The organism is Cupriavidus respiraculi (assembly GCF_914271545.1).
GTDB lineage: Bacteria > Pseudomonadota > Gammaproteobacteria > Burkholderiales > Burkholderiaceae > Cupriavidus > Cupriavidus respiraculi.
This window is the reverse complement of sequence record NZ_CAJZAH010000001.1, coordinates 927235-947561: the sequence shown is the minus strand read 5'-3', so window position 1 is coordinate 947561 and position 20327 is coordinate 927235. Positions and strand designations below refer to the sequence as shown.

The window sequence follows — 20327 nt, the reverse complement described above, 5'->3', positions numbered from 1 at the left end:
CTGCCGCCAGACAGGCGTGCAGGTCCCTAGCCCTCAAGCGCTCAAGCGCTGGAGCGCTCAGGCGGTAAAGCCACCGTCGGCCACGATATCCGCGCCGGTCACGAAGGCCGACTCCGGACCGGCCAGGAAGGCCACGACGCTGGCGATCTCGTAGTCCTTGCCGTAGCGGCCGATGGCCATGCCCGGGCCCACGATCTTGCTCACGGGCCCGCCGTCCGGGTTCATGTCGGTGTCGGTCGGGCCCGGGTGCACCGTATTGACGGTAATACCGCGGGGGCCGAGGTCGCGCACCAGGCTGCGGTTGAAGCCGCTGATCGCGCCCTTGGTCAGCGTGTACAGCGAGGCGGTCGGGAAGGCCGCGTAGCGGGTCATCGACGAGCCGATATGAACGATGCGCCCGCCCGCCTTCATATGGCGCGCGGCCTCCTGGGTCGCGACGAACACGCCGGTCACGTTGACCGCGATCATGCGCTCGTAGGTCTCCAGCGAAATCTCCTCGATCGGCCCCCCGAGCGCGAGCCCCGCGTTGTTCACCAGGATATCGATCCAGCCGAAGGCCTCGACGGCGCCGGCCACCGCCGCACGCACGGCGGCGGGGTTGCCCGAATCCGCCTGGATCGCGAGGGCGCGGCCGCCCGCGGCCTCGATGGCCCGCACGACGTCGGCGGCCTTGTCCGGAGACGCGCTGTAGGTCAGCGCGACGGCGGCGCCATCCGCGGCCAGACGCCTGGCGATGGCCGCGCCGATGGAACGCGAGCCGCCGGTGACGAGGGCTACCTTGCCGGAAAGGGGAAGCTGGTTGGAATGGGTTGCAGACATTGCAGGACTCCTGTGGATGAGTGGATGGCTGCATGTTGCTGCATCGATTACCGTTTGATTAGCCGGTAATGGCTTGAGTGATTTTCAAGCGTTCGTCTAAGATAGGTGGATGGAATCCCTCGCCAATCTCGAGTCCTTCGTCCGTAGCGCCGAATCCGGCAGTTTTTCGGCGGCTGCGCGCCGGCTGGCGCTGACGCCGGCGGCGGTGAGCCGCAACGTGGCCATGCTGGAGCGCAATATCGGCGCGCGGCTGTTCCAGCGCTCCACGCGCAAGCTGACACTGACGGAGGCCGGCGAGCGGTTTCTGCAGGCGATCGGCGGCAATCTGGATGCATTGCAGGCGGCCATTGCGGCGGCGGCCACGGACTCGGGCGAGCCGGCCGGTGTGCTGAAGATCAGCATGGCTCCCACCTTTGGGCTCGAGTATGTGCTCCCGCTGCTGCCCGCCTTTCTCCAGCGCCATCCGCTGATCCGCCCCGACTGGCGGTTCGAGAACCGGCCGGTCGACCTGGTCGCGGAGGGCTACGACGCCGCGATCGGCGGCGGTTTTGCGTTGTCGCCGGGCGTGGTGTCCCGGCCCCTGGCCCCCGCCCATCTCGTCGCGGTGGCGTCGCCGGCCTATATGGCGGGCCGCGCCTTGCCGGTATCCCCCGACGATCTGGGGGCCCTCAGCGGCATCGCGATGCGTTCGGCGCGCAGCGGACGGCTGCACCAGTGGACCATGCGCGACACCGATGGCAGCGAAGTGCCGGCGCGCCTGTCCCACACCATCACGGTGAACGATCCCGCCGCGCTGCGCGAGGCGGCGTTGCTCGGCCTTGGCGTGGCGCTGGTGGCGATGCCGGACGTGCTGACCTGCCTCGAGCGCGGCCAACTGATGCGGCTGCTGCCGGGCTGGCATGCGGATGCAGGCACGATCTCGCTCTATTACGCCACCCGGGCGCTGATGCCGGCCAAGACGCGCGTGTTCGTCGATTTCCTGGTGGAAGCCTTCGAGCGCGAGCGGTTCGCGCAGCGCTTTTCGGCTGCGCAGGCGTAAGTCTGCGGCGGACCCGCGAGACCGCGCCATATGCGGCCCGCACGCGCGCCGGCATATTGCTTCACAATAACGCCCTTCGACGCGCGCCGCCCATGCCGCAAGCGGCACCGGGCGCCGCGTCGAGCCGCGCTGCAAGGGCCATTGGCCCGCCGACAGGAGGGACGCAGATGCCCCCGTCCAGCTGCGGATACACCAAAAAACCAGCTTTGCGATCTCTCTTCCGGTTTCCTCGATGACAGTCCCTGACGGCGCCCCCACATCCCCATTTCCATCCCCCGACACCGAACTCCTCCCCGCTGAATCCCGTCCCGTCTCGAGCCGTCTCGCGCTGCTCGCGCTGGGCATTGGGGGCTTTGGCATCGGCACCGGCGAATTCGTGATCATGGGTCTCTTGCCCGATGCGGCAAGCGACCTTGCCATTTCGATTCCCGAGGCGGGACACCTGATCAGCGCGTATGCCCTCGGCGTGGTCATCGGCGCGCCGCTGCTCGCGGTGCTCGGCGCGCGCTGGCCGCGGCGCAACCTGCTGATCGCGCTGATGGCCGTGTTCGCCGCCGGCAACTTCGCCAGCGCGCTCGCGCCCTCTTATGGCTCGATGATCGTGGCACGCCTGCTGACCGGCTTTCCGCACGGTACCTATTTCGGTGTGGCGGCCCTGGTGGCGGCCAGCCTGGTGGCGCGCGAGAAGCGGGCGCAGGCGGTGGGCATGGTGATGCTGGGCCTGACCATTGCGACGCTGGTCGGGGTGCCAATTGCGGCCGCCATCGGCCAGTGGCTCGGATGGCGGTCGGCCTTCGCACTGGTCGGCGCCATCGGCTTGCTCGCGGTGGTCACGGTATGGCGGTGGGTGCCGTTCGTGCCGGCGGACCGCCTCGCCAGTCCGCTGCGCGAGCTGTCGGCGTTTCGCCGCAAGCAGGTGTGGCTGACGCTGGGCATCGGCGCCATCGGCTTTGGCGGCATGTTCGCGGTCTTCAGCTATATCAAGCCGACCATGATCGAGCTGGCCCATCTGCCGGCGAGCGGCATTCCGTTCGTGCTGGCGCTGTTCGGCGTCGGCATGGTGGCCGGCAACCTCGCCGGCGCAAAGCTGGCCGACAAGGCCCTGATGCCGACCATCGGCGGCCTGCTGGTGTGGTCGGCGCTGGTGCTCGGGCTCTTCGTCTTCACCGCGCCGCATGCCTGGCTGGCGTCGGCCAATGTGCTGCTGATCGGCACGGTGGTGGCCCTGGGCCCGGCCTTGCAGATCCGGCTGATGGACGTCGCAGGCGATGCGCAGACCCTGGCCGCCGCGCTGAACCATTCGGCGTTCAACCTCGCCAATGCGCTCGGCGCCTGGCTGGGCGGCGTGACCATCGCGGCGGGACTGGGCTGGGCGTCGACGGGATGGGTCGGTCTGCTGCTGGCGCTGGGTGGGCTGCTGGTGTTTGCCGTTTCCGTGACCACCACGCGGCGGCAAGGCGCGCCGGCGGCGGCGTAAGCGCAGCCCGTTCCGGGCGCGCCGCGGTCGCTATGGACATGATTTCGGCGCCTTTGCGCAAGGGCGGCGCCCGTGCGCCGTTACAGTCGGACCGCCGCTGACGACCTCCGAAGCGTCCTTTTTCGCGTACCGGGCAGCGCATCGCGCGGATGACTCCGACCGCGCGATGCCGGCTCCGCTATGTGGCCATCGCGGGACCTTGGGCAAACCATCTGCGGCGTGCAGGAGTTCCCTGCGAAGGCGGTGTACAGCCTTCCTCCCTTCGACCTTTCGGTGGAGAACGATCATGTATGGAACGCATGCTGCATCAATTGCCCGGCCGCAGAGCCTGGGGGCGCTGGAGGCTCAGCGGTACGGTGACGAGCTGGAACCGACCGGCGGGTTGCTCGGATCGACCCGCATCCGCCAGACCGACACGGATGAGGGCTGTTGCAGTCGCCTTTGCCGGCGGGTGACGGAGTGGTCCGCCAATCATCCCAGGGTTTGTCACGGCGCTGGCATGCTGGGTGGATTGCTCTTCATTGCCGCCGGGGCCATCACACTGGCCCACGATCCCCATGCCAAGCTTGCGGCGGCGCTCTGGTTCGTAGCGGGCGGAGCGGGCGTGATCGGTCCGGCGCTGCACTGTTACATGGATACGCGGCAAGACATGCTCTAGCGGGCAAGGCAACGCCCGCGCAGCGTTGCCGCCATGCCTGGAAGGCGGGGGGTTCGGCCCCCTTGACCCTGTAGTGGCTCCAAGGTCTTCAATGCGGGGACAGACTGACTACGGACGAGCGCTGACCGCAAGGACCTATCGGCATGGCAAGTATCCTCCCGCAGCACGATGGTGGGGCGCGTCCTGGTGACTGCCGCCATGGCGCGCATCACCATGACGCCCATCACGGGCACCCCTCCGGCCACGGCCACGGCCACGACCACGGCCACGACGGCAATCCCTGCGCCGACGGATGCGCGGCCCCCGCGCCGGCCGCGGCGCCCGCCTGCTGCGGCTCGGCGTGCGGTTCCGCCGTGCCGCTGACACAGACGCCGCTAGCTGCCTCCGACATCCCCGCCGGCACCAACGCCGCCCGCTACCGCATCGCGGCCATGGACTGCCCGACCGAGGAAACGCTGATCCGCAACAAGCTCGGCGGCATGCCGGGCGTGCAGGCGCTGCAGTTCAATCTGATGCAGCGCGTGCTGACGGTCCACCATTCGCTGCCGTCTCTGGAGGGGGTAGTCGCAGCCATCGAAAGCCTCGGCATGAAAGCCGAACCGCTGGCTGTGCAGACGCCGGACTCGACCATGCCGTCCCCCGCGGAAGCCCGCCAGCCGTGGTGGCCGCTGGCCCTGGCCGGTGCCGCCGCGCTGGGCGCCGAGGTGGCGCACTGGGCAGGGCTCGCCGAGCCGTGGCTGCCCGCCTTGCTCGCGCTCGTCGCGGTGGCGCTGTCGGGCCTGACGACCTATCGCAAGGGCTGGATCGCGCTGCGCAACGGCAATCTCAATATCAACGCGCTGATGAGCATCGCCGTGACCGGCGCGCTGCTGATCGGCCAATGGCCGGAAGCGGCCATGGTGATGGTGCTGTTCGCCATCGCGGAACGGATCGAGGCGGCGTCGCTCGATCGCGCCCGCAACGCCATCCGCGGCCTGTTGGCCATGGCGCCGGAGCAGGCCACCGTGCGGCAGCCGGACGGTGCATGGGAAGCGGTGGCGGCCGCCTCGGTCGGCATCGGCGCCGTGGTGCGGCTGCGGCCCGGCGAACGCGTGGCGCTGGACGGGCGCGTGCTGCGCGGCCAGTCGGCGCTGGACCAGGCGCCCATCACCGGCGAAAGCGTGCCGGTGGACAAGACCGTGGGCGATCCGCTGTTCGCCGGCTCGATCAACCAGACTGGCGAACTCGAGTACAGCGTGACCGCGCCGGCGGCCGACTCCACGCTCGCGCGCATTATCCACGCCGTGGAAGCGGCGCAGGGCAGCCGGGCGCCGACGCAGCGGTTCGTCGATCGCTTCGCCCGGGTCTACACCCCAACCGTCTTCGCCGCCGCGGTGCTCGTGGCGACCGTGCCGCCGCTGCTGCTGGGCGGTGACTGGTTCGACTGGATCTACAAGGCGCTGGTGCTGCTGGTCATCGCGTGTCCGTGCGCGCTGGTGATTTCCACCCCGGTGACGATCGTCAGCGCGCTGGCCGCCGCCGCGCGCCACGGCATCCTGGTCAAGGGCGGGGTCTATCTGGAACAGGGCAAGAGCCTGCGTTGGCTCGCGCTGGACAAGACCGGTACGCTGACTCACGGCAGGCCCGCGCAGACCGACCATGTGCCGCTGAGCGCGAACGCCGGCGAAGCGCGCGCGATTGCCGCGAGCCTGGCCGCGCGTTCGGACCACCCGGTCTCGGCGGCGGTCGCCACGGCGGCGCGCGAGGCCGGCATCGCCATGGTCGAAGTGGACGCCTTCGAATCGTTGCCCGGCATGGGCGTCAAGGGCCTGGTGGCCGGCCGCCGGTACTGGCTCGGCAATCACCGTCTGGTGCACGACATGGGCCTGTGCTCGGACGAACTCGAAACCCGCATGGAGGCGCTGGAGCGCGCGGGCAAGACCCTGGTGCTGCTGGCCGACGAAGGCGGCGTGCTGGCGATGTTCGCGGTCGCGGATACGGTAAAGGAAACCAGCCGCGCCGCCATCGCCGATCTGCATGCGCTGGGCGTCAAGACGCTGATGCTGTCGGGCGACAATCCCCATACCGCGCAGGCCATCGCGGCGCAGGTCGGCATCGACGAGGCGCGCGGCAATCAGCTGCCGCAGGACAAGGCGGATGCCATCGCAGCGCTCGCGGATGGCGCGCGTGCGCGCGGCGGCGTCATCGGCATGGTGGGCGACGGCATCAACGATGCGCCAGCGCTGGCGCGCGCCGATATCGGCTTCGCGATGGGCGCCGCCGGCACGGACACCGCCATCGAGACGGCGGACGTCGCGCTGATGGACGACGACCTGCGGCGCATCCCCGCTTTCATCCGGCTGTCGCGGCGCACCGCGGCCATCCTGGCGCAGAACATCGCGCTCGCGCTCGGCATCAAGGTCGTGTTCCTGGCTCTGACCCTGGCCGGCATGGGCACCATGTGGATGGCCGTGTTCGCCGACATGGGGGCGAGTCTGCTGGTGGTGTTCAACGGCTTGCGCCTGGCCGGCGACGGCGCACGCCGCTAGCCGCCCAAAGAAAAAACCCGCGCGGGGCGGGTTTGGGACAGCTTGCGAAGGGGACCGGCGCGCCGGTCCGCTGGCTCAGTTCGCCGGTTGGGCCGGCTTGGCCTTCTTCGCCTTCTTGTCGTCCTTCTTCTGCGCCGGCGCGGCGTTCAGATCGGCACGCGTGCTCTTGTTGGCGCCCTGCGAGTACGGATCGAACTTGTCGCCGGAACGGGCGCCCTGGGTATGCGGGTCGAATTTCTCGCCCGCGCGCGCACCCTGGCTGTGCGGATCGAACTGCTTGCCGCTGCCCTGGGCGTGGACCGCCACCGATGCGGCGCCGATGCACAGTGCGAACGCGGCTGCGACGAACTTGCTCATGGTCTCTCTCCTTTAGTGCCGCCCTGCGGCGGTGTCATGCGGCCTGCTGCCGGCGCCCGGGACGGGTACGCGGTGGGCCGCTTGCAGCCAGTGTCGCCAACATTGCACGCCGCTGTCAATGCCGGCCCGCCGGGGTCGGCGAGCGGAAACCGAACTGTTGCGCGTCCTACTCGGTCGCCACGTCGGAGGGGTGTTTCCACGCATTGCGGACTTCGGCGGACGGCGCCAGCGCCAGGTTCACCGCGCGCGTGCCGATCGGCTGCTGGAACCAGCGCTTCTGCAATGCGGTGACATCGGGGCCGGCGAACACCGTCGACAGCGTCTCGTCCACCAGTTGCTTCCAGGCCGGGTCCGCCTTGGACAGCATCAGCGCGTTCTGCTCGACCGACAGCGCAGGGCCGACAATCACGTAGTCCGACGGCTGCTTCGCGCGAGCCCGCAGGCCGGCCAGCAGCACGTCGTCCATCACGAACGCCTGCGCACGGCCGGAGTCCAGCAGCAGGAACGACTCGCCGTGGTCCTTGGCGTAGATGTCGCGATAGCCGTATTGCGCCTTCAGGCGCCGCACGTGACGGTCGCCGGTGGAGCCGGCGCTGGTAACCACGGTCTTGCCGCGCAGATCGTCGAACGACTTGATGCCCGAATCCGCGCGCACCAGCATGCGCACCGTCGAGACATAGTGCGACACGCTGAAGGCAACTTGCTTCTGGCGCTCCAGCGAATTGGTATTGGGGGCGCAATCCAGATCGACCAGCCCGTTCATGACCGCCGGAATCCGGTTCTGCGGGGTCAGCGGCATCCAGCGAACCTTCAGCTCCTGCAGGCCCAGCTTCTGTTTGGCGGCCTCCGCGGCGCGCAGGCACAGATCGACGGCATAGCCGGACGGCTCGCCGCGCTCGTCCGCAAAGGAGAACGGCAACGCGGATTCGCGGTAGCCCAGGACGATGGTCGAGGTCGAACGGATCTTGTCGAGCACCGGCGTGGCCGAGGTCTCGGCCCGGGCAGGCGCGCCGGCCAGCAGGGCGAAGGCGAGCGGGAAGGCGAGGAGGGCGCGGCGGGTCACGGTGAAATTAGCGCGGGTCGGGGTAAGCAGGGACGGCATCGTTTCTTGTTCGGCAAAAAAAACGCAGGGTACAGAGCGGACCGTTGCGGGGGAAGGACATCTTTTTCATATGCAAATGCCGGCGGTCGGCGTGCCGCGGCTTCGGTCGAATGTGGAGTTCTCCAGCCATTTTCGACAAGCACATCCCGGCATCCGCGTGCTGTAATCCACCGACCCCATCAATCCCGGAGCCGGTTCGCGGCTCCTGTTGCCACGCAGGCAAGAGCGCTCATGACAACGCCACGACCCGTCCGCCAGGACATTGCTTTGACCAACAAAGTGGTGGAACTGACCACGCAAAGGTATCCGAACGACTTCGAAGTGCGCCGGTGCGAGTCCGGCGTCCGGCGCCTGCTGGAACCTCCGGGACCGGACACGGATCCGGCTCGCTGCTACGTCGTTCTTGGACTGTTGCGCGTCATCCGGTCCGATGGCAAAGGCGCGTTGGATGCGATCCGCAATGCCCGGCGGCTGAAGCCGGCGGACAGCGGGACGGTCATCAACCTTCTGGCCGCGTTGCAGAACCTTGGGGAGATCCGGGAGGCCGGCTCGCTCGCCGACGAATGGCGCAACCGCGCGACGGGCGACCCGCACCTTCTTTCCGCCCTCTGCACGGCATACAAGAGCGCCTATCGGGCCGAGGACAGCCTGCAGATCCTCGCCGAACTGAGTGCGCTCAAGCCGGCGAGCCGATCGGCGGACAGGGCCCTGCTGCAAAAGGCCCTGGCACGCTCGATCGAGGCAAGGGCGATCGAGGGCTATAGCCGCCAGGATATGCAGGATCGTCTGCGCTTCGCCATCGATGTCATGCGGGAGGAGGGTCTCGCTTATCTGCTGCGGCATTGCCACTGGATCCTGCAGGACGGGTCGTCGGCCCATACCTTTTTCGTCGATGCGTCGTTGGAGCGTTGTGCAGCGCTGGACTGGCTGATCATCGACCGGGTAGTGGAGCGGTTCGAGCGCGCGGGCGGCGAGGTGATGAGCTTCCGCTGTCTGCCCGTCGATGCCTATTTCGATATGTGTGGGCCCGCCGCGGAAAACGAGGTCGCGCTATGAGCGTGAGTGGCGACGATTTCGCCGACGCCGCCGCCACGCTGGCCTTGGGTTCCCAGGAGATGGACTGGCGCAATGCCGCTTCGCGCGCGTACTACGGTGCCTTCCATGCTGCGCGGTTGCTGGCTTGCCGCCTGCCGGACAACGCCCACTGGCGGATGGGGGACCACAAGCGCCTGAGCAATCAGTTCGTGCTGGAGGGAAGCCGTCTGGCCCGAGGCATTGGCTTTGCGCTGGAGGCGATGAAGCGGGTCCGCCATCTTGCGGACTACGACATCAGCGGCGGCTTTGCCCAGGCGCAGGCAACCCGCCAGGTACAGGACTGCGCGACTCTGCGCGATCGCATCCGTACACTCGAAGCGCGGCTCATTGAGGTAGAGCCGTCGACGGCTGCACGCTGACCCGGGGGCAAGCGCGGCGCGCGCGGGTAGCAGGTAAAATCCCGCCTTTCGCGTTTCCAATAACTACAAATGACCACGCGTACCTCGCGTTTGCCAGGTGTCGATGCGCTCAAGGCCGTCGGTGCCCAACTGATCGTGCTGCATCACCTGGCGTTTTACGGACCGATGTCCGATCTGGCGCATCCTCTGGCGCCGGGGCTGTTCGACTGGCTCTGCCAGCACGCACGCATCGCGGTGCAGGTCTTCCTGGTGGTGGGCGGTTTTCTGGCGGCGCGCAGCCTGGCGCCGCAGGGCGTTCTGGTGGTTGCCAATCCGGTGGCAACGCTGTGGCGGCGCTACCGGAAGCTGGTCGTGCCGTATGCCGCCGCGCTGGTGATCGCCATGGTTGGCGCGGTGATCGCGCGCGCGTTGATGACGCACGACGCGATTCCCGCGCCGCCCACGCTCGCGCAGTTTGTCGTCCATCTGCTGCTATTGCACGATCTGCTGGGGTTCGACGCGCTGTCCGCGGGTGTCTGGTATGTCGCCATCGACCTGCAACTGTTCGCGCTGCTGATGCTGGCGCTATGGCTTCCGGGCGCGCTGTCCACGACGGCGCGCGCGGAAAGCGCGCGGCTGGGCACGTTGGCGGTGGTCGGGCTGGTGGCCGCCTCGCTCTACTGGTTCAATCGCCAGGCCACCTGGGATGCCTGGGCCATCTACTTCTTCGGGGCGTATGGCATGGGCGTGCTGGCCTACCGGGCGTCGCTGCCCGGCCGGCCGGGATGGGCGCTGCTGGCGCTTGGCGTGCTCGGTGCGCTGGCGCTGTGGGTGGATTTCCGCGAGCGCATCGCCGTGGCGCTGGCGGTGGCGCTCTGGCTGGGTGTGGCGCAGCGTGGAGGGTGGCTGACGGCATGGCCGCGGGGTCCGTGGGCCGCCCTGGTCGGCTACTTTGGCCGCATCTCGTATTCGGTGTTTCTCGTGCACTTCCCGATCTGCCTCGTGGCCAATGCCTGCTTCGGAACGCTGGGGCCGCGCGCGCCGTCGTGGCAGGCCGCCGGCATGGTGGGGGCGTGGCTCGCCAGCAATCTGGCCGGAGCGTGGTTCCACCGCTATGTCGAAACGGCGGACTTCGCCGCGATGTTGCGGGGACTGCGGACGCGCGCGGCGCAACTGGCGGGCTTCGGCGCGACGCGCGAGCCCTGATGGCCGGCCGCGCGCGGGCGAACTAGCGCCCTTCGGCGTTGGCGCTCTTGCGCGCGTAGAAGCGGGCCACTTCCTCGATCTCGCTGTCGGTCATCGCCCGGACCATATTGCGCATCTGCGCCTGCGCGTCGTTGCGGCGGTCTCCGGCGCGGAAGGCCACCAGCTGCTCGACGAGGTAGTCGCGCGGCATGCCCTCCAGCCATGGCGCGCCCAGTTTCTGGTCGACGCCACCGTGGCACGAGATGCACGGTGCGATATTGCGCAGCGGATCGCCCACGCGGACGAGCGCCGGCAGCGTTTCGTCGTAGGTGGTCGGCGCCGTGCGCGCCTTGGGCAGGTAGGCGTAGTAGGCGGCCAGATCGGCGATGTCCCGCTCCGACAGGTTGCGCGCCAGCGCTTCCATGATGGGGCTGGAGCGCTTGCCGGTCTGGTAGTCGCGCAACTGCTTGATCACCACTTCCGGGTACTGCCCGGCGAGGTTGGGCGCGTTCGAGATGCTCATGCCTTGCGCGCCGTGGCACATGGTGCAGTTCAGCGCCAGCGTCGCGCCGCGGCCCACGGCGTCCGGCGGCCCCGATACCGCCAGGGCGGGCTCCATCACCACCTGCGTCGACACGGGACCGCCCCGCGTGGCATTGGAGCGGCTCCACGACTCCGGCACGCCCGCGGCGCGGCAGATGGTGGCCCAAATACCCTGCGCGGAGAAGTCGCCCTGCACGGAAGGCAGCCATACGAAGCCGACAAAGGCGAACAGGGCGGTCATCGCGATCAGCGACAGCACGCTCCAGCGAACGAGCGGACTGCGCCACGACAGTCGGTGTGCCTGCGCCATCATCGGCTCCCGATGGGAACGACCGGCACCGACGCGTGGTCGAGCATCGCCAGTTGCACGATCGGAAATCCGTAGTTGACCAGCGTCAGCCCGATCATCATGGCCACCCACAGCGCAAAGCCGTTCAGCGCCGCGGGAACGCGGGCGCTGGCGTGCAGCGGCGTGCTGAAGGTGTAGGGCTCGGGCGTCTGCGCGCCCCGCCGCGCGCGGGCCAGCACCCATACGAACATTGCCGCGGAGATCACAAGTACCAGTCCGCCCAGCGTGGAAACGATGACCGTCCACGCCTGGGGCTGCAGGGCCGGATGCGTGTAGTCGTAGTACGCCATCCGGCGCGGCATGCCGAGCAGGCCCACCAGATGCCAGGGCAGCGACAGCACCAGCATGCCGACGAACCACAGCCACAGCTGCACCTGCAGCCAGCGGCGCGGCAGGGGCGCGCATCCGGTCAGCTGCGGCCACAGGTCGTACGCGATGACCATGTACATGATGACGATGGCGCCGGCGAAGATCAGGTGGAAATGCCCGGTGACCCACTGCGTGTTGTGCACGGTCTCGTTGAGCTGGTAGCTCATGTTGATGATGCCGCCGGCGCCGCCGAAGCCCAGCATCACGAACGAGAAGGTCACCGCCAGCATGACCGGATTGCCCCAGGGCAGGGCCTTGACCCAGCCGAACGCCCCCTTGCCGCCGCGCAGGCGCGCGGCGATCTCCACCGACGCGACGATGGTGAAGACGGTCAGGAGCGTTGGCACCGACACCATCGCGGTCATGGCCGCATGCACGAACTTGAAGCCCGCGCCGACCTGCGGATCGGCGAACAGATGGTGAATGCCGATCGGCATGGAGAACACCAGGAACAGCGCGAAGGCGACCCGGCCCATGGTGTCGCTGTATAGCCGTCCGCCGATCGCACGGGGCACGATGGTGTAGAAGGCGATATAGGCCGGCATCAGCCAGAAGTAGACGATGGCGTGCAGCGTCCAGGAGAAGAACACGCGCGCCAGGCCCGCGTTGATGGTGTCGGTCCAGCCCAGCGAGGCGGGCAGGATCATGAAGAGGACCTCGACCGCCGCCCCCACCGACGTCCAGGCCCACAGATACGCGCCGGCGACGTTGCCGTACATCGCCAGCGGCACGGTCGCGCCGGGATTGTCCTTCTTCCATGCGCGCAGGTTGACGGACATCAGCGCCACCCACACCCACGAGCCCACGACCACCAGCACCACGCCGATGTAGTAGAACGGGCTGCCGATCATCGGCGGGTAGAAGGTGTACAGCACCGAGGCCTTGCCCAGCCCCATGGTGATTGCCGCGATCACCGTGCCGGCGATCACCAGCCAGAAGCCCGCCCATGCCCAGCGCATGCCGATCAGCGCACGCTTGAGCGTGAGTTCGGTCAGCGCGTAACCGAAGCCCATGGCGACCAGGGTCGGCAGCACGTAGGCCATCACCGTGCCGTGCGCGGTCACCGAGCGGTAGTAGTGCTCCGGGTTGTTGACCCAGTTGGCGAGCGGAGAGCGGACGAACATCTGCCACTCGCCGAGCAGGATCGCGCCGAAGAAGGCGATGAAGGCGATCCAGAAGTGCGCCAGCACGAGTTTTCTAGCGAGAAACACAGTTCAGCCTCTCTTCGGCGCGAGCCCTGGCAAGGAATTCGTTGGGAGGCAGCACCTGCACGCGTGCCCACATTGCCTCGTGGCCGGTGCCGCAATACTCGTGGCACGGCATCAGCAGTTCGCCGGTCTTGTCGAAGGTGGTGGTGAACGTGGCGACGAACCCGGGAATCAGCATGGTGTTGGCGTTGGTAGTGCCCACCACGAAGCCATGGACGGCATCGGTGCTGGTGCCGCGGAACCTGACCGGCACGCCGGCCGGCACCACGATGCACTGCGGCTCGAACGAGTATTGCTGCGCGATCAGCCGCACGGTGACGCTGCCGTCCGCGTCGACGGCGGTGCCGAGGTTGCTCTCGACGAATTCGCCCTGCATGTGGGCGGTCCGCACGTCGATGGTCTCCACGCGCGAGGGCGGCATCGCCGCCCAGTGCAGGCCGGCCAGCACCATCATGGCGATCAGCACCACGATGATGAGGGTCACCACGATGGCCCAGCGCTTCTCGGCCGCTACCGCGACGTCCCCGGCGCCGTGCCCTCCGTTGGTATCCGTGGCGGTGGGCGGCGCGCTCACTGGACCGTTCCCCGCGGCAGATACACGAAGGCGTAGAAGGCGAGATACATCGCCACGACGATGGCGGTCGCCACGCCGGCCACGGCGAAGGCGCCCGTAGGCCCGCGGGCGACGATGCGGTGCACTTCCTCTTCCTCGGCCGGCGGATCGTCGGGGCGTCGCGGACGGGCGGTCTCGGGCGTCGTCATGCTCGGGCGCTCTCCTTACTCGGGCAGCAGCTTGCGAAGATCGTTGACCTGGGCCGTCGTCACCGGCGTGCCGCGGTTGTCCCAGGCAACACGGATATAGGTCACGACGGCGGCCGCCTGCGCGTCGTCCAGGATATGGGAGAAGGGCGGCATGCCGTGCGGGCGCGGGTTCTTCTGCGTGCCGGGCGGATAGCCGCCGTTGAGCACCATGCGGATCGGGTTCACGGGCGACGACATGGTGATGGACTGGTTACCGGCCAGCGGCGGGAATGCCGGGGGCTGACCCTTGCCATCCTCGCCGTGGCACATCGCGCATTGCGCGACATAGACCTGCCGGCCCAGCTCCATGACGCCGGGGTCCACCAGTCGCGCCTGGCTCGAGGGAGGCGGCTCCGAATCGCGAGGCGGCAGTGCCTTCAGGTAGACGGCCATCGCATCCACGTCCTCGTCGCTCATGTATTGCAGGCTGTTGTAGACCACCTCGGCCATCGGCCCGTAGACGGTGCCGCGATGCGATACGCCTACCTGCAGCAGGTCGACGATGTCCTTGATCTCCCAGTTGCCCAGGCCCGCCTCGCGGTTGGAGGTCAGGGATGGCGCATACCAGTTCTGGTTCGGGATCATGCCGCCCTCGAACGCCTTGGACTCGCTGGAGCCGCCCAGCATATTGACCGCGGTATGGCACATCGCGCAGTGGCCCAGCCCCTGCACCAGGTAGGCGCCGCGGTTCCACTGCGCCGACTGGCTGGGATCGGGCTGGTATTCGCCCTCGCGGAAATACAGCGCGCGCCAGCCGATCAGCAGATCGCGGTTGTTGAAGGGAAAGCGTAGCTCGTGCGGACGGTTGGCATGCTTCACCGGCGGCACCGACATCAGATAGGCGTAGATGGCGTCGGAGTCCTCGCGCGTGACCTTGGTGTAGGAGGCGAAGGGCATGGCCGGATAGAGCAGGGTGCCGTCGCGCGAGATGCCGGTATGCATCATCCGGTAGAACTCGTCGGCGGTCCACTGGCCGATGCCGGTCTCGTCGTCCGGCGTGATGTTCGGCACGTAGAGATTGCCGAACGGCGTGGGCATCGCCCGCCCGCCCGCGAACTGCTTGCCGTTGGGCTCGGTATGGCAGGCAATGCAGTCGCCGGCGCGCGCCAGGTATTCGCCGCGGTTGATGATCTGCGTGGTGGGATCGACGCCGGCGCCGCCGGCCAGATCGGCGGGCCGGCTGGTATCGCGGGGATCCAGCATGCCGGGCCGCAGCACGTGGAGGGCGGCGAGCACGACGGCCACGATCACCGCGAGTCCGACGATGCCCGCGATGATGGCCTGGCGTCGACGGGCGCGCTTCATCGCTGGCTGCCGCAGGCCAGCGGCATGCGGACGAGATTGGAGGATTCGGGCGCCGGGTCGCTTGGCGCGGGCTGCTGCCCCAGCCAGCCCGCCACCGCGGCGATATCGACATCGCTGAGCCGCGTCGCGATGCGCTTCATGCAATCGGGCTCGGCCGCGTGCCGGTCGCCCACCTTCCAGCGCGTGAGCTGCGCCACGATATAGGTCGGCCGCAGTCCGACCAGTCCGGGGATGCCCGGGTTCATGCCGGTCAGGGCGCTGCCGTGGCACGTCGCGCAGGCGGGAATGCCCTTGCCCGCGTCACCGGCGGTGACCAGCGCCTGCCCGCGCGCGAGCGTGGCGGGGTCGACGGGAGCCGGCTCGCCGGGCGCGAACGGAGGGTGCAGCCTGGAGAAGTACTCGGCCATCTCGCGCAGGTACGGATCGGGCAAGTAGGCCACCAGATAGTTCATCGGCGGGTACTTGCGGGTGCCGTCGCGAAAGGCCACGAGCTGGTTGTACAGGTAGCCGGCTGGCTTGCCGGCGATGCGGGGAAAGTAGCCGTTGCTGGTGCCCTGACCGCTCTGGCCGTGGCACGTCACGCAGCCCTGCACCCGCGCCTCCATCGAGTCGAGCTGCTTGAACGCCGGCACCGCCTCGGACTGGGCGCGCGCCGCGCCGGACCCGAGGCCGGCCAGAATCGCGAAAAGGCAAGCTGACCCGAACTTGTGCATGCCGCTACAAGGCCTCCATGCGAGTGGGTGCAGGCCGGCAATGGCTGATGCTGGGCTGGTGCCGATGCGGGCCCGTGGGCAGGCCCATGGGGAAGCGCCCACACGCATGCACCGTGCCCTGTGCCGGACAAGGTACACACCAGCGTAGGCGCTTTTAGGACGAAGTCAATGACTAGCGATATTAGAAATCCTTAGATCGCGCTTCGCTTCCTTACCGTGCTAGACGAACTTCCCGGTCAGGCCGCCGTCGACCACCAGCTCGGTGCCGGTCACGTAGGCCGCCGCGTCCGATGCCAGGAAGGCGCAGGCGTTCGCCACATCCCATGCCGTGCCCATCCGTTGCATCGGCACCTGGCGGGCCCGCGCGGCGCGCGCCTCGTCCAGATCGGTGGCGGAGAACATCTTCGCCACCGTATGCGCGATCCGCGGCGTATCGATCAGGCCGGGCACGACCGTGTTGGCGCGAATGCCGTGCGCCGCGTATTGCTGGGCGAGCATGCGCGTGAACTGGATCACCGCCGCCTTGGTCACGCAGTACGACAGATGCGGATAGCCAAGGTAGCGCAGCCCCGCGACCGACGAGATGGTCACGATCGCGCCGCGTCCGCGGTCCACCATGTCGGGCAGCACCTGCTGCGACGCCAGCAGCAGGCTGCGCACGTTGACCTGGTGGGCCTGGTCGAAGTCCTGCACGGCGGTGTCCAGCGGCCCTCCGGTCTTGCCGATGCCCACGTTGTGATGCAGCACGTCGATGGGTCCGAAGCAGGCGCGGGCCTGCGCGAACAGCCGTTCGACGTCGGCGTCCACCGCGACATCGCCGACGAAGGTCTCGGCCGTGCCGCCCTCGCCGCGAATCAGCGCGGTGGTCTCCCGCGCGGAGGCTTCGTCGCGGTCGACCACGCAGACGCGTGCGCCCAGGCGCGCGTACGTCGCGCTCGCGGCGCGGCCGATGCTCCAGCCCGGTCCCGCCGAGCCGGCACCCGCCACGAAGACCGTGCGCCCGGCCAGGCTCAGCGGCAGGGGCGACCCCGTGCCCGGCGGCATCGCCCCGCTCACGGCGCGTCCCCCGCGGGGGCATTGCCCACGTAGGGAATGGCGTGCTCCACCGTGTCCCAGATGAAGCGCCCCGACGGGCTCGCCTGCTCCTCGACGATATGCGCCACCAGACCGGCGGCGCGCGAGATCACCGCGAAGCCTCGCATCACGGCGGTGGGCACGCCGATCTCGCCCAGCAGCGCGGCCACCGCGCCGGTGGCGTTGATGGTGATCGGGCGCCCCGCTGCCTCGTCGACCGCGGCCGAGAGCCGCTTCAACGCCCGGATGCGCTCGCCGCCCAGCTCGGGCTCCGCCCCGGCCAGTTCCAGCAGCTTGTATGCGCGGGGATCGACGGGCTTGTGCAGGTGGTGGCCGAAGCCGGGCACCGCAGCCTTTTGCGCCCGGTAGTGGCGCGCGATGGCCTGGGCTTCGGCGTCGGGATCGTCCGCCGCCAGCACGCGATCGAGCAGCTGGGAGCAGTTCTCCATGGTGCCGACGAAGGAACTGCCCACGGCCAGCAGTCCGGCCGAGACGGCGCCCTGCAGGTTCTCCGGCGCGCTCATGTAGATCAGCCGCGTGGCAATGGCGCTTGGGGTGAGGCCGTGTTCCATCAGCACGATCAGCACCACGTCCGTGATGCGCATGTCCACGGGCCGCGGCTTGCGGCCGAGAATCTGCATCAGCATCACCTCGGTGAAGGTGGCCTTGCCCATCAGGTCCTCGACCAGATTGGCATCCCGGTAGTGCAGGCTGGTCAGCGTATGCGTGCACAGCCGGGTGACCGGCTTGCCGGAGGGGTTGGCGGTCTGGGTCATGCGGTCTCCTTCAGTGAATGCCCGCGGCGTTGCCGGCCATGGCCCGGTCCCGCACGGCATTTTTCAGTACCTTGCCCACGGTGGAGCGGGGCAGGCTGTCGTGGAAATGGATGCGCTTGGGCGTCTGCACCGGCCCCAGCCGCTCGCGCACGAAGGCGACCAGTTCCGCCTCCGTGGCCTTGCTGCCCTCGCGCAGCTGCACGGCCGCGTGCACCGCCTCGCCCCACTTGTCGTCGGGCATGCCGAACACCGCGCACTCGTGGACGGCGGGATGCTGGCCCAGCGCGTTCTCCACGTCGATGGGATAGACGTTGAAACCGCCGGTGATCACGACATCGCGCAGCCTGTCCTTCAGGTACAGGTAGCCGCGTTCGTCGATCAGCCCGCGGTCGCCGGTATGGAGCCAGCCATCGACGATGGTGGTGTCGGTCAGGTCGGGGCGGCGCCAGTAGCCGGTCATCACCAGGTCGCCGCGCGCGACCACCTCGCCGACTTCGCCGCTCGGCAGCAGCCGGCCGTCGGGCGCCATGATCGAGACCTCGCTGAACCACGTGGTGCGCCCGACCGAGGCGAGGTTGCAGTCCTGCTCGTAATCGTCGGGACGCAGTACGGTCAGCAGCTGGGGCGCCTCGGTCTGGCCATAGGTGGTGCCCACCACGGGACCGAAGAAGGCGCGCGCCTCGCGGATCTTCTCGGTCGGCATCGGCGCGCCACCGTAGATCAGCCGACGCAGGGCCGGATAGTCGTCGCGCGAGGCGCCGGGCAGCGCCATCAGCATGTAGATCAGCGTGGGGGGCATGAACGACACGGTGCCGCGGCGCTCGCGGAACGTGCGGCGCACCGCCTCGGCACCGCCGCCGGCCATGATCACGTGGCAGCCGCCCTGGGCGAGGATGGGCAGCACATACGTGGAGGTGCCATGCGTGATGGGCGCCGCCACCACGTAGCGGTCGTGCTCGTCGAAGCCCCATGCATGGATCTGGTTGACGATATTCGCCACCCACGCGCGGTAGGGCTGCATCACGCCCTTGGGTGCGCCGGTGGTGCCGCCGGTGAACTTGATCGCCTGCGTGTCGTCGCGATGGAGAGACAGCACGGGAGGCGGCGCGCCGGCGTGGCGCCCGATGGCGCTCTCCAGCGAGTCGGCGCCGGCGGGCGCCGGCGACGTGAACAGCCGGGTCGCTGGCGCGCCTTCGAGCAGCGGCGCGAGTTCGGCGTCGAGCACGAGAATGCTTGGCTCGGTGGCATCGACGATCCGCCGCAGTTCGGGCTGCGTGCTCTTGGGATTGAGCGGCACCCAGATCTTGCCGCTGGCCAGCACCGCCAGCAGGGCGACGATGTGCTCGGCCGAATTGCCGGCGCAGATGCCGACGCGGCTCTGCGCGGCGGGATCGATGGCCTGCATGGCGGTGGCCAGCGCCGCCACGCGCGCGGCCAGCGCGCGGTACGTGATGCTGGCCTGCGGCGCGTCGATGGCCACGTTGTCGGGCCAGCGCTGCGCGGCCCGCCAGAACAGATCGATGGGAAGCATGGCTCTCCTTGGTTCCGTGGTCAGTTGACGCGCGCGCCCGATTGCTGCACCACCTCGCGCCAGCGCTTGATCTCCGCCATGGCGAAGGTGCGCGCCTGCTCCGGCGTGCCCGGCTCCGGCGTCGCGGCCAGGTCCTGCATCCGCTGGCGCACGTCCGGCGCGGCCAGCGCCTTGTTCAACGCCGCATTGAGCTTGTCGGTCACCGCCTTCGGCGTGCCCGCGGGCGCGGCGATGGCGAACCACGATTGCACGTCGAAGCCGGGAAAGCCCGATTCGGACACGGTGGGCACATCGGGCAGCGAGGGCAGCCGCTGGGCGCTGGTCACCGCGATGGCGCGCAGCTTGCCGGCCTTGACGTGCGGCAGCGCGGACGGCGTGTTGTCGAACATCGACTGGACCTGTCCGCCCAGCAGGTCCGTCACCGCCGGCGCGCTGCCGCGGTAGGGCACGTGCAGCATCTTGATGCCGCTGCGCATGCGGAAGATCTCGCCGGACAGGTGGATCGACGAGCCGCTGCCGGACGAGGCGAACGTCACCCCGCTCGCCGACTCCTTGCCCAGGCGGATGTAGTCGTTCACGCTCTTGACCGGCAGCGACGGATTGACCACCAGCACGTTGGGAATCTTGGCGATCATGCCCACCAGCTCGAAATCCTTCGCCGGGTCGTAGGCCAGCTTGTCGTAGAGCGAGGCGTTGATCGTATTGGCGATGGTGTACACGTACAGCGTGTAGCCGTCAGGCGCGGCCTTGGCCACCACCTCGGCGCCGACGTTGCTGTTGGCGCCGGCGCGGTTCTCCACCACGACCGGCTGGCCGAGGCCGTCGCCGAGCTTGACGGCGACCAGGCGCGCCAGCACGTCGGTGGCGCCGCCGGCGGCATAGCCGACCACCAGCTTGACCGGCTTGGACGGCCAGACCGGGTCGGCATGCAGGGCGGTAGAAAAGCCGCCGGCGAAGACCCCGGCGAGGGCGAGTGCGCAGCCGAGCAGGCGCCGGCGCGGCGTAGGGGAATAGCTCATGTCGATTGTCTCCTGAGTGGATGCCTCGCCGGGGGACGTCC

At 68.8% G+C, this 20327-nt stretch carries 20 protein-coding genes; 7 read left to right on the top strand and 13 right to left on the bottom strand.

Annotation, left to right across the window (positions count from 1 at the left end; genetic code table 11):
• Positions 1-57 precede the first annotated feature (57 nt).
• Entirely contained in the window at positions 58-819 is a 762-nt protein-coding gene (locus LDO27_RS04225; protein ID WP_224039870.1) for a 3-oxoacyl-ACP reductase family protein, read from the bottom strand.
• A gap of 109 nt (positions 820-928) precedes the next feature.
• Here LDO27_RS04225 and LDO27_RS04220 point away from each other — a divergent pair, with 109 nt between their 5' ends.
• From LDO27_RS04220 to LDO27_RS04205, 4 genes are all read left to right on the top strand, one after another.
• Positions 929-1858, top strand: coding sequence for a LysR family transcriptional regulator (locus LDO27_RS04220; RefSeq protein WP_224039868.1), 930 nt, complete (start codon positions 929-931; stop codon positions 1856-1858).
• 232 nt (positions 1859-2090) lie between these two features.
• Complete coding sequence (locus LDO27_RS04215) at positions 2091-3335, top strand: MFS transporter (RefSeq protein WP_222206922.1); 1245 nt, start codon at positions 2091-2093, stop codon at positions 3333-3335.
• Positions 3336-3621: 286 nt separating this feature from the next.
• On the top strand, positions 3622-3993 hold the full coding sequence (locus LDO27_RS04210) for a hypothetical protein (RefSeq protein WP_224039866.1): 372 nt from the start codon (positions 3622-3624) through the stop codon (positions 3991-3993).
• 143 nt (positions 3994-4136) lie between these two features.
• The gene (locus LDO27_RS04205; RefSeq protein WP_224039864.1) at positions 4137-6521 is read left to right on the top strand and encodes a heavy metal translocating P-type ATPase; all 2385 of its coding nucleotides are present in this window, start codon (positions 4137-4139) and stop codon (positions 6519-6521) included.
• A gap of 75 nt (positions 6522-6596) precedes the next feature.
• Here LDO27_RS04205 and LDO27_RS04200 read toward each other — a convergent pair whose 3' ends face one another.
• Positions 6597-6878 (bottom strand): amino acid ABC transporter permease, encoded by a 282-nt coding sequence (locus LDO27_RS04200; RefSeq protein ID WP_224039862.1) that lies wholly within the window; start codon positions 6876-6878, stop codon positions 6597-6599.
• Between the two features lie 166 nt (positions 6879-7044).
• The gene (locus tag LDO27_RS04195) at positions 7045-7980 is read right to left on the bottom strand and encodes an amino acid ABC transporter substrate-binding protein (RefSeq protein WP_224039860.1); all 936 of its coding nucleotides are present in this window, start codon (positions 7978-7980) and stop codon (positions 7045-7047) included.
• Between the two features lie 267 nt (positions 7981-8247).
• Between LDO27_RS04195 and LDO27_RS04190 the strand changes: the two genes are divergently transcribed.
• From LDO27_RS04190 to LDO27_RS04180, 3 genes are all read left to right on the top strand, one after another.
• Positions 8248-9036: a hypothetical protein gene (locus LDO27_RS04190; protein ID WP_224039858.1), complete on the top strand. Its 789-nt coding sequence runs from the start codon at positions 8248-8250 to the stop codon at positions 9034-9036.
• A complete protein-coding gene (locus LDO27_RS04185; protein WP_224039857.1) occupies positions 9033-9434 on the top strand; it encodes a hypothetical protein in 402 nt (133 codons plus the stop codon). Before LDO27_RS04190 ends, LDO27_RS04185 begins: the two co-directional genes overlap by 4 nt.
• A gap of 69 nt (positions 9435-9503) precedes the next feature.
• Positions 9504-10619 (top strand): acyltransferase family protein, encoded by a 1116-nt coding sequence (locus LDO27_RS04180; protein ID WP_224039856.1) that lies wholly within the window; start codon positions 9504-9506, stop codon positions 10617-10619.
• 22 nt (positions 10620-10641) lie between these two features.
• Here LDO27_RS04180 and LDO27_RS04175 read toward each other — a convergent pair whose 3' ends face one another.
• The 10 genes from LDO27_RS04175 to LDO27_RS04130 form a co-directional block, all read right to left on the bottom strand.
• Positions 10642-11451: a c-type cytochrome gene (locus LDO27_RS04175; RefSeq protein WP_222206913.1), complete on the bottom strand. Its 810-nt coding sequence runs from the start codon at positions 11449-11451 to the stop codon at positions 10642-10644.
• Positions 11451-13070, bottom strand: a complete 1620-nt coding sequence (locus LDO27_RS04170) for a cbb3-type cytochrome c oxidase subunit I (RefSeq protein ID WP_224039855.1) — start codon at positions 13068-13070, stop codon at positions 11451-11453. Before LDO27_RS04170 ends, LDO27_RS04175 begins: the two co-directional genes overlap by 1 nt.
• The gene (locus tag LDO27_RS04165; protein ID WP_377747367.1) at positions 13057-13641 is read right to left on the bottom strand and encodes a cupredoxin domain-containing protein; all 585 of its coding nucleotides are present in this window, start codon (positions 13639-13641) and stop codon (positions 13057-13059) included. The genes LDO27_RS04170 and LDO27_RS04165 overlap by 14 nt, the downstream gene beginning before the upstream one ends.
• On the bottom strand, positions 13638-13829 hold the full coding sequence (locus LDO27_RS04160) for a hypothetical protein (RefSeq protein ID WP_224039854.1): 192 nt from the start codon (positions 13827-13829) through the stop codon (positions 13638-13640). Before LDO27_RS04160 ends, LDO27_RS04165 begins: the two co-directional genes overlap by 4 nt.
• 15 nt (positions 13830-13844) lie before the next feature.
• A complete protein-coding gene (locus LDO27_RS04155) occupies positions 13845-15071 on the bottom strand; it encodes a c-type cytochrome (RefSeq protein ID WP_377747381.1) in 1227 nt (408 codons plus the stop codon).
• A gap of 98 nt (positions 15072-15169) precedes the next feature.
• Entirely contained in the window at positions 15170-15886 is a 717-nt protein-coding gene (locus LDO27_RS04150; RefSeq protein ID WP_224039852.1) for a c-type cytochrome, read from the bottom strand.
• A 219-nt stretch (positions 15887-16105) separates the two neighbouring features.
• On the bottom strand, positions 16106-16930 hold the full coding sequence (locus tag LDO27_RS04145) for an SDR family NAD(P)-dependent oxidoreductase (protein ID WP_224040806.1): 825 nt from the start codon (positions 16928-16930) through the stop codon (positions 16106-16108).
• 8 nt (positions 16931-16938) lie between these two features.
• Entirely contained in the window at positions 16939-17736 is a 798-nt protein-coding gene (locus LDO27_RS04140; RefSeq protein WP_224039851.1) for a citryl-CoA lyase, read from the bottom strand.
• A 10-nt stretch (positions 17737-17746) separates the two neighbouring features.
• On the bottom strand, positions 17747-19267 hold the full coding sequence (locus tag LDO27_RS04135; RefSeq protein ID WP_224039850.1) for a class I adenylate-forming enzyme family protein: 1521 nt from the start codon (positions 19265-19267) through the stop codon (positions 17747-17749).
• Between the two features lie 20 nt (positions 19268-19287).
• Positions 19288-20286, bottom strand: coding sequence for a Bug family tripartite tricarboxylate transporter substrate binding protein (locus LDO27_RS04130; RefSeq protein ID WP_224039849.1), 999 nt, complete (start codon positions 20284-20286; stop codon positions 19288-19290).
• Between the last annotated feature and the right edge of the window lie 41 nt (positions 20287-20327).